Source organism: Saccharopolyspora sp. NPDC047091, assembly GCF_040643635.1.
In the GTDB taxonomy this organism is placed as follows: domain Bacteria; phylum Actinomycetota; class Actinomycetes; order Mycobacteriales; family Pseudonocardiaceae; genus Saccharopolyspora_C.
The window spans coordinates 1-9,215 of the sequence record NZ_JBEYUS010000112.1 but is presented as its reverse complement, the minus strand read 5'-3'; the positions used below and the strand labels follow the sequence as shown (position 1 = coordinate 9,215).

General features: G+C 71.9%; 7 protein-coding genes and 1 tRNA gene. 5 read left to right on the top strand and 3 right to left on the bottom strand.

From position 1 onward, the window contains the following. Positions 1–112 precede the first annotated feature (112 nt). A complete protein-coding gene (locus ABZ805_RS28135; protein ID WP_358446599.1) occupies positions 113–1,270 on the top strand; it encodes a hypothetical protein in 1,158 nt (385 codons plus the stop codon). Here ABZ805_RS28135 and ABZ805_RS28130 read toward each other — a convergent pair. After that, positions 1,267–3,300, bottom strand: a complete 2,034-nt coding sequence (locus ABZ805_RS28130; protein ID WP_358446596.1) for an AAA family ATPase — start codon at positions 3,298–3,300, stop codon at positions 1,267–1,269. The two genes, ABZ805_RS28135 and ABZ805_RS28130, sit on opposite strands and share 4 nt — an antisense overlap. 177 nt (positions 3,301–3,477) lie before the next feature. On the opposite strand from ABZ805_RS28130, the gene ABZ805_RS28125 reads away from it, so the two are divergent. The 3 genes from ABZ805_RS28125 (at position 3,478) to ABZ805_RS28115 (ending at position 6,697) form a co-directional block, all read left to right on the top strand. Continuing rightward, positions 3,478–3,550 (top strand) — tRNA-Arg (locus ABZ805_RS28125). A gap of 1,103 nt (positions 3,551–4,653) precedes the next feature. Continuing rightward, positions 4,654–5,661, top strand: coding sequence for a DUF418 domain-containing protein (locus ABZ805_RS28120; RefSeq protein ID WP_358446593.1), 1,008 nt, complete (start codon positions 4,654–4,656; stop codon positions 5,659–5,661). A gap of 415 nt (positions 5,662–6,076) precedes the next feature. Next, entirely contained in the window at positions 6,077–6,697 is a 621-nt protein-coding gene (locus ABZ805_RS28115; protein ID WP_358446591.1) for a TetR/AcrR family transcriptional regulator, read from the top strand. On the opposite strand, the gene ABZ805_RS28110 is transcribed toward ABZ805_RS28115, so the two are convergent. Continuing rightward, positions 6,691–7,476, bottom strand: a complete 786-nt coding sequence (locus ABZ805_RS28110) for an SDR family NAD(P)-dependent oxidoreductase (protein WP_358446588.1) — start codon at positions 7,474–7,476, stop codon at positions 6,691–6,693. The genes ABZ805_RS28115 and ABZ805_RS28110 overlap by 7 nt on opposite strands. A 20-nt stretch (positions 7,477–7,496) precedes the next feature. Then, complete coding sequence (locus ABZ805_RS28105) at positions 7,497–7,925, bottom strand: hypothetical protein (RefSeq protein ID WP_358446585.1); 429 nt, start codon at positions 7,923–7,925, stop codon at positions 7,497–7,499. A gap of 740 nt (positions 7,926–8,665) precedes the next feature. Between ABZ805_RS28105 and ABZ805_RS28100 the strand changes: the two genes are divergently transcribed. Beyond that, complete coding sequence (locus ABZ805_RS28100; protein ID WP_358446582.1) at positions 8,666–9,115, top strand: hypothetical protein; 450 nt, start codon at positions 8,666–8,668, stop codon at positions 9,113–9,115. Positions 9,116–9,215: the final 100 nt, after the last annotated feature.

Here is a 9,215-nt window from a genome sequence, read left to right as displayed (position 1 = left end):
GGAAGCCCGGAAGCCCGGAAGCCCGGAAGCCCGGAAGCCCGGAAGCCCGGAAGCCCGGAAGCCCGGAAGCCCGGAAGCCCGGAAGCCCGGAAGCCCGGAAGCCGGTGGCGTCGTGGCTGAGCGGGCGGATCGCTGGTCCACGATCCCGGTCCGCCGCCGGGTGCTGGGCGTCGTCCGCACCCTGACCGCGCTGGACCGGTTGCAGGACGTCTTCGCCGTGCTCGCCGACGACTTCCGGGTGGAGGCGCGGTTCGCGGTCGCCGAGGGCTCGGAGTTCGGTGGCGACCTGCGCGGTTTCCTGGACGCCGCGGGGATGCGCTCGCTGCCCTGGGCGTCGGCGACGAAGGAGCACGTCGACCTGGCGGTGTCCCCGAGCAGCAACGGCGCCCTGCACGAGCTGGACGTGCCGGTGGTGACGTTGCCGCACGGCGCGGGCTACCACAAGCTGCGCCCGACGGATTCCGGTGCGGCGGCGGACATCTCCGGCCTGTCCGCGGACCAGATCATCCACAGTGGACGTGTCGTGCCGTCGGTCCTGGCGCTGTCGCACCGGAACCAGCTGGAGCTGCTGCGCGAGTCGTGCCCGCGGGCGGCGGAGCGCGCCGAGGTGGTGGGCGATCCGTGCTTCGCCCGGTTGCGCGCGAGCCTGCCGATGCGGGAGGGGTACCGCGCCGAGCTGGGCGTGGGCGATCGCCGGTTGGTGCTGGTGAGTTCGACGTGGGGCCCGAACTCGCTGTTCGCGCGCCACCCGGGGCTGGCGGCCGAGCTGACGGCCGCGCACCCGGACGCGCAGGTGGCGCTGGTGCTGCACCCGAACGTCTGGGCGCGGCACAGCGCGTGGCAGCTGACCCGGTGGACGCGTGCGGCGCGGCGCGCGGGCCTGCTGCTGGTGCCGCCGCACCGGGGCTGGCGGGCGGTGCTGGTGGCGGCGGACGTGGTGGTGGCGGACCACGGATCGCTGGCGCTGTACGCGGCGGCGCTGGGGAAACCCCTGCTGCTGGCGGGTTTCGGCGCCGACGAGCTGGCCCCGGGCACGCCGATCGCGGAGCTGGGCGCGCGGGCGCGGCACGTGACCTCGGTGTCGGAGGTGGCGGCCGCGGAGCCGGTGCCGGAGCACGAACTCCTGGCCGCGCAGGCGTTCCTGCCGCCGGTGGCGGCGGTGTCGCGGCTGCGCGCGGTGCTCTACGACCAGCTGGGCCTGCCGGAACCCGCGTTCCCGGCGAACCCGGAGCCGGTGGACCCGTTCGTCCCGCAGCCCTGGTCGGACTAGCCGAGCAGGGCGCGCAGCCGCGGGGCGTCCGGATGACCGGCGGTGTCGAGCAGGGCCACGGCTTCGGCGAGCGCTTCGCGCGCGGCGGCCTCGTTCCCGTCCTGCCGCAGGGATTCCGCCCGCAGTTCGAGCGCTTCGGCGAGATCGTGCCCGCCGCCGCGGGCGCGGATGCCGTCCTCGGCCGCGCCGAGCGCGTCGAGCGCTTCCGCGTGCCGTCCGAGCGCTTGGTGCGCGCGGGCTTCGACGACGCGGATGCGGTCGGGGGTGCGCCGGTCGTTCGGGAAGTCCCGGAGCCGCTGCCGCGCGGAGTCCAGCACGTCCAGCGCCGCGACCGGTTCGCCGCTGCCGACCAGCGCGCGCCCCATCAGGTATTCCTGCAGCGCCGCGGCTCGGGGCTTGCCGAGTTCGAGGTTGATCTCCCTGGACCGCGCGAGGAGGTCCAGCGCCCCGGCCCAGTCGCCGCGCGCGGTCCGCACCTTGCCGAGGAATTCCAGCGCGGAGGCCAGCGCCCGCCGGTGCCCGGCCTGCTCGGCGAGCTCCCGGGCCCGCCGCCCGGATTCCTCGGCGGCGTCGAGGTCCCGCAGTTCCAGCAGCAGCTGGGTGCGCAGCGTCCGCAACCGCGATTCGGCGACCGGATCCGCGCAGCGCTGCGCCGCCTCGACCCCCAGGGCCAGCGCGGGCACCACGTCCGCGTAGTGCTTATGCTGCTGGTGCAACGTCCACAGCGGACCGTCGCAGAGCGAGATGACCTCGCGGTCCAGGCCGTGCTCATGCGCGGCGGCCAGCACGTGCACGAGGTTCACCCGCTCCCGGTCCAGCCAGTCCCGCGCGGTGGCATCGGTGAACGGGTTCGGCGCGGTGAGCAGCGCGTCGTCCTGCCCGATCCGCAGCCGCTGCGGCTCCAGCACCGCCCGGTCCGCGTAGGCGCCGCGCACCCGGTACCAGCCGACGAGCCGCCCGAGCGCGCCGTCGTCCGCGTCCCGCAGCCGTTCGGCGTGCAGCCGGACCAGGTCGTGGAACCGGTATTCGCCGTCGTGGTCGGTGCGTTCCAGCAGGTTCGCCGCGTGCAGCTCGTCGAGCAGCCGCTCCGCTTCGTCCTCGGGCAGGTCGGCGAGCGCCGCGACCGCGCCCGCGGAGAACGTCGGCCCGGGGACGTGCCCCAGCTGCCCGTGCAGCGCGCGCTCGTCGGCGGGCAGCGCGGCGAGCACCTCGTCGTAGTGCCGCAGCACCACCGGTACGCCGTCCTCGACGAACTTCTCCAGCCGCCCGTCCGCCGCCAGGTCGTCGGCCATCCGCGCCAGCGACCGGCCGGGCCGCTTCGCCAGCAACCCGGCGATGATCCGGATCGCCACCGGGAGCCCGCCGCACAGCTCCACGATGCGCCGCGCCTGCTCCGGTTCGGCCACCACCCGGTCACCGGCGCCGGCGCGCAGCAGCGCCACCCCGGAATCCGCGTCTAGCCGCCGCAACCCGAGCGGCACCACGTCCTCGACGGCGAGCTCGGGCCGCTGCCGCCACCCGATGAGCACCAGCAACCCGTCCGGCGACGACGGCAGCAACGGCAGGAACTCCCGCGGGTTCGCCACGTTGTCCAGCACCAGCGCCACGTCGTGCTCCCGGGTGAAGCTGCGGTACAGCCCCTCGGCGGCGTCCGCGGAGGCGGGCACGTCGAGCTCGAACGCGTGCAGGCAGTGCGAGACCACGTCCAGCTTCGTCGCGTCCCGGTCGCGGAGGTCGAGGTAGATCCGGTGCCGGAACCCGTGCGCCGACTCGTGCATCCACTGCCGCACCAGAGCCGTCTTCCCCGCCCCGCGCGGGCCGCTGACCAGCACGCACGCCGGGTAGTCACCGCTGCGCGCCACCGCGGCGTCCAGCTCCGCCCGCTCGGCCTCCCGGTCCACGAACCCGGCCTGCCCCGGCTGCAACTGCTCGGCGCGCAACGCCACCGGCACCCGCTGGTGGAAGTGCACCTGCCCGATCGACCCGGCCTGGACGAGCTGCTCGACGTCGCCGCGGTTCTCGTTGCCCATCCCACTCCCCCGGACCGCACCGGCCCAGACCGCACCGGCCGTGCCGGTGTCGCTTCCCAGTGACGATCACCTCACCATACGCGATCACCCCAGCGCGCAGATCCCGTTCGGGCCCGGCCCTGCTGTCCCCCGCCGCACCCCGGCCGGTACCCTTCGACCAGTCGACACGTCGACCACGCCCCCGTAGCTCAGGGGATAGAGCACGGCTCTCCTAAAGCCGGTGTCGCAGGTTCGAATCCTGCCGGGGGCGCTCTGATCAACTACCCGTTGACCTGCGCCGGAAATCCACAGCGATGATCTTTCCGTCCGATGAGGACGATTGGGCGTGGAGCAGATCTGGAGCGACTTCTTCCAATGCTCGGCCGTTGAGCGCTTCGGTGACCGCCGTCCGCCGCCCCGGTTGCGCCTCGGCGAGCAGCCGCTCGGCGACCCGGATCGCCTTCTCGAACAGCTCCGCGGACGCCTCGGCGGTCCCAGAACCTCCCGGACTGCGATGCTCAGCAGTGCCGCCACACCCCCCGTGACCGCACGACGGTGTCACCGCGCAGTCATACGGTTATTCACGTCAGCAGTTGACCAGAACCGAATGTTGAGCTGCCGAAACGCGGACAGCGGCCGCAGCGCCTGATCAGGCAGAGGTAATCAATTCCCCGCTTCACCTGCGATGATGCTTCCGTTTGTTGACGACTCATCGCCATCGATTGACGACCCATTGCCGCCTGTTGACGGCTGATCATCGTTCTCCGGTGGGCTTCGAGTGCGTTCGCATCCGCGCTGCGGAGACCTGATTCGGACCTGTGGATAGGGTTCGGTTCACGTGGATATCGGGGAATTCTCGGAGGGCATCGGAGGCACTTCGGGTGCCGTGGAGGTTTCCCCTTTGATCCCCTTCGCGGATCGTCGGCGCTGCGCCGGGCGGCTCGGGGCGCACGTAGCTTGCGGTCGGGTGGTGTTCGCCGCTTTTGCGGTCGCCGACCGAGGGGGAATGGTTTCACGTGCTCGCGAGGACATGAGGACGTCGACGGTTCACGTCGGCAGCCGGTTCCGCATCGCGACGCGCTCATCGGTGCGCGTATTACCGCGCCCGGATTCTTGGCCTCCGACCGCCGATGAAGGCCCGTGACCTGCGGGAATTCACGGCCGGGCACGAGCAGGACCGCGATCGGATCTTCGCCATCCGCTGCGCGATCGTGCGGACGCATCGGGTGAACACCGCCGTTCGTCCACTGCTACCGAGGCGCCATCGCGACCGGTGGATCCGGCATCGCCGAGGCCTCGGACGAGAAAGGAGCGGGTGTGCACAACGCCCCAACGGAGCGCATTCCGGCCGTCTCATCGGCGGCGGACCGCATCGTGTCCATCGATGTGATCCGCGGTGTTGCGATCGCCGGTATCCTCTTGATCAACATCACCTACTTCCTGCGGCTGGCGGGCTGGTCCGAGGTGCCCGGCGGCTCCGATGCGGTGCTCTGGAAGTTCGTCGACCTCGTCGCCTTGGGCAAGTTCCACTTCGTCTTCGCGTTTCTCTTCGGCACGAGTGCGTTCCTCTTCCTGTCCCGGCTCCGGGCCAAGGAGAGATCGCTGTGGGCGTACTCCCGGCGAATGATCATCTTGATTCTGGCCGGGGTGCTCAATTCGGCTCTCGGCGGCATCGACGTGCTCATGTCCTACGGCGTGCTCGCCTTCGTGCTCCTGCTCCTGACGTTCCTGCCGCGGACGGTCCTCGTGACCGTGGGCGTCGTGGCGTCGCTGGTTCCGGATTTCCTGCGGCTGACCGCCACGCTCGGTGCGGGCGATGCCGGGCTGCCACCCCAGTTGACGGTGCTGTTCGAGTTCGCCCGGACGTCGGGCCACATGGCACTCGGCTTCTGGGCGGCCGAACGGGGGCTGTTCGAGGTCGGCACGCGGCTTCCGGTCAAGATCGCCTTCTGGGTCACCGCGGCCTGCTCCGTACCGATCTGGGTGTGGACGCTGCTGGCCGGGAGCGACCAGGCCCACGACATCGCCTTCCGCACGGCCGCGATCCCGGGGCTGATGTACGTCACCGGACTGGTCCTGGCGCTGCGCCACCCGGGAGCGGAGCGGGTGCTGTCGTTCCTGCGGTTCTACGGGCGGATGGCGTTCAGCAACTACCTGGGGCAGACGGTGATCTGCACGACCGTCCTCCCGCTGTTCGTGACGTCCGGTCACCTGTCGGCCTTGGCGGCGCTGGGGTTCTGCCTGGCGGTGATCGTGCTCCAGAGCGCCTTCTCCGCGTGGTGGCTCCGGCGGTTCCGCCAGGGGCCGCTGGAGTGGGCGTGGCGGTGCGGCACCTACTGGGAGTTCACCCCGCTGCGGGCCGGAGCCTCCCGTCGCGCGTGAAGCCGGGCGCCCGGAGTTCGGGCGGCGGCCGATCGGCGGGCGGCGCCGACCGGCCGTCCCGGCCGTGCACTGCGGCCGGTCGTTTGCGGCCGGTCACCCGGCCGTGCACCGCAGCCCGTCGCCCCAGCCGTGCACCGCAGCCGGTCACCCCAGCCGTGCACCACAGCCCGTCGCCCCAGCCGTGCACCACAGCCCGTCGCCCCAGCCGTGCACCGCGGCCGGTCACCCGGCAGGGGATCACGGCGGTGACGGCTAGACTTCGCCGCGCCCACCGCACGGCTCCGGCTGAACCGCCCGTGCCGCAGGGGGCGCAGAACATCGCTGGTGAGCGGCGTGCGCGGCATGGCGGCCGGGCTCGGCTCGTCGGCACGCCCAGGCCCGGGCCCGCCGGGCGCGGACCTCGAGGACGGCGCGCGTGAACTCCCAGGGAAGACGTCGGATCGACGAGATCGGCGACGAGAGCCGCCGCCGCATCCTCGACGCGGCGGAGGGGCTGTTCACCGAGCGCGGATTCGAGCGCACCTCGTTCGCCGAGATCGCGCAGCGCTCCGGCATCAGCCGTGGCTCGATCCCGTGGCACTTCAAGAACAAGCACGGCCTGTTCCTCGCCGTGATCGAACGCGCGATGGACCGCGTGATGACGCCGGAGCCCCGCACGGCTTCCCCGACGCTCACCGAGCTGGCCGAGGAGTTCGCGGCCTGGGTGCGGAACGGTGAATCGGCGCTGGTGTTCGTGGCGCTGACCGAGGCGATGGGCAGTTCGGGTGCGGTTCGCGGCCAGTACCAGGAGTACTTCGCCCGGCACCGGCGCGGTCTGGAGCGCTGGTTGCAGGCACGTCGGCCTGCGACCGCCGATCCGGAGACCGCACCGGAGCGGGAGCGGGCGTTCGCGGTGGCGTTCATCGGAGCGCTCTTCGGCATCCACCTGCAGGCCCTGATCGACCAGGACGACGTCGACTTCGACGCGGCGATGCGGCTGATCGCGACCCAGTTCGAGGGGAACCTCCGGGACGTGTGGGACGATCCGGCTCAGTGAGCCGGGAATGAGTCGAGGAGGTCCGCCATCCGGCGTTCCAACATCGGGCGCACGAAGTCGTCGGTGTGGATCCACGTGGCGCGCGCCGCCATGCCCGCGAGCACGAGCTCACCGACGGCGTCGATGTTCGCCCCGTGTTTGAGGTAGTTCTCGGTGCGCCCGTGCCTCACCGCCACGTCCGCGTCGATCGCGCCGGTGTTGCCGAGGATGCCGGTGTCGACCGGTCCGGGGCACAGCACGCTCACGTCGATGCCGTGCCCGCTCAATTCCCGTTGCAGTGACTCGGAAAGCCCCACCACCGCGAACTTCGCGGTCGTGTAGAGCACGCTCGAGTTGGCGATCAGGCCGGCACCGGACGCGGTGTTCACGACGTGCCCGCCCGCGCCGCGCGCGATCATGCGGGGCAGGAACGCCTGCAGCCCGTTGATGACGCCGTGCAGGTTGATGCCCAGCGCGACGTCCCACTTCTCCCAGGTCCACTCGGTGACCGGTGCGTGCGGGGCGATCCCGGCGTTGTTGAACAGCAGGTCGACCGGGCCCAGCGACGCTTCGACGGTGTCGGCGACGGCGGTGAACGCCGCGCGGTCCCGGACGTCCAGCGGCGTGGTCACGACCTCGGTGACCTGCGCGAGCTCGTCGGCGCTGCGTGCCAGCGCTTCCTCGTCGATGTCGGCCAGCGCCAGCCGCACTCCGCGGGTGGCGAGCGCCCGGGCGATGCCGAGACCGATTCCGCGGCCGCCACCGGTGATGAAGGCGACCGATCCGTTCCACTCCCGCACTGCTCTGCCCTCCTCGTCGATCATCGGGTGCGCAGCCGCGCGGACACCTGCGCGGCACGGCGGCGGATCCGTCCCGGTGCTGCCCCGATCAGGTGCAGCACCGCGGACGCCGCGGCCGCTTCGAACAGGTACGACGGGAGCGCCAGCGCCTCGACGTCGGCTCCCGGCAGCAGCGCGTGCATGCCGATGACGACGCTCGTGGCGATCAGCCCGGCGACGATCCCGCGCAACGCCGCCGACCACCCGTACTTGTGCTCACGCCCGGCGAAGACCGCACCGACCGCTCCGAGGCCCTGCATCGTCCACCAGGCCACCACCGACCACTTGAGCGCGACCCCGGCGAGCACGCCGAACAGGATCGGCGCCACGACCAGCGCGATCACCTGCCGTCGCCGCGAGTGCCCGGCCGACGAGTCCCGCTCGGCCTCGTGCGCCTCTGCTCCCACCACGTCCTGGACCTCCTCCACCTCGTTTCTATGTCATCAGCATAGAGATGGCCATCGGCATAACGCCATCCGTTTCGCGAGGTTCACGCCCGGGAATCGGAGCGCGACGGGTCACATCGGCCGGGGAACGTGGACCGGGACGGCTTCGCGCGATTCCTGCGACTCCCGGGACTGCTCGCCCGCCATCCGGGCAGCGGTCCGCCGACGACCAGACTCGCGAGGTGCGGCATGACCTCGGAACGCCCGTTCCGCCCCGGTTGCGCGCGTGCCGTCGGTTCGTGCTTCGTCCTGGTGGACCAGGTGCAGCCGGTCGCGATCTCGCTGTCGAGGTCGGGGGAAGTGCTCGACGTGGTCGGATGGGCGGACTCGGCGGAGCCCCTCTGCACGGGGACGCGCGTGGTGGCGAGCGGTGGCGAGCGGGCCTTCGTCTCCGACCGGCCACCGCACGCCGGCGCGTCCGACCGCCCCACCGCGCGCTCGACGATCGCCGTCGCCGCCGACCCGGGTGGCCGGCTGTCCACTTCGGCGGTGGAGCGTTCCGAGATCCCGCCGCAGCCGCGCCGGAATCGGCGGCTGAGCCACCGGCCGGACGGTCAGAGCATCGAGGAACGGTGGCAAGAGTGGACGTTCCGCAGCCACCTCGGGATCTGGGACTGGCACGCCGAAGTGCTGCACGGCGACGAACGGATCCACTTCCCCGCCTGCTCGCGCAGGCCTTCCTCGACGACACGGCGGTGGTCTGCGTGCAGCGGGAGAACAAGCGGCCGTGGCCGTTCCGCCCGCGCTGCGCAGCACTGGTGCTCACCGCGACCGGGCACGGGGTGACGAGCACACCGGTGCCGGACCTCGACGTCGCCGACCGGTGCCTGCCGCGTCGCCGGGACGAGCGGGAGGTGCGCCGCGAACTCGATGAATACCTGGACTTCTCCCGGAGTCAGCTGCGGGCCGCCGTCGACGTGGGCGCGCGGGACGCGGAACTCGTCGTCCGGGGCAGCGGCCTGGACACCGAGGTCGAGCTGCGGTTCCGGCTCGACGGGTTCCCCGGCACGGTGTTCTGCCGGCGCGACGTCCCGTTCGACGAGAGCGGCGCGATCGCCGGGCTGCGCGCGTGGAACATCGCGCTCGACGAGGACGTCGAGTGCGGGATTCGCCGGGGCGCGGTGGAGCCCCGGGGTCCCGTCACCTGGATCTGAGGACTGCTAGGAGCTGTTTAGGAACCTGGGGCCCGCTGGTGGAACGCAGTGAGGTCTCCGGTAGATGGATCAACGACCAAGAAGATCGACATCTATCCGG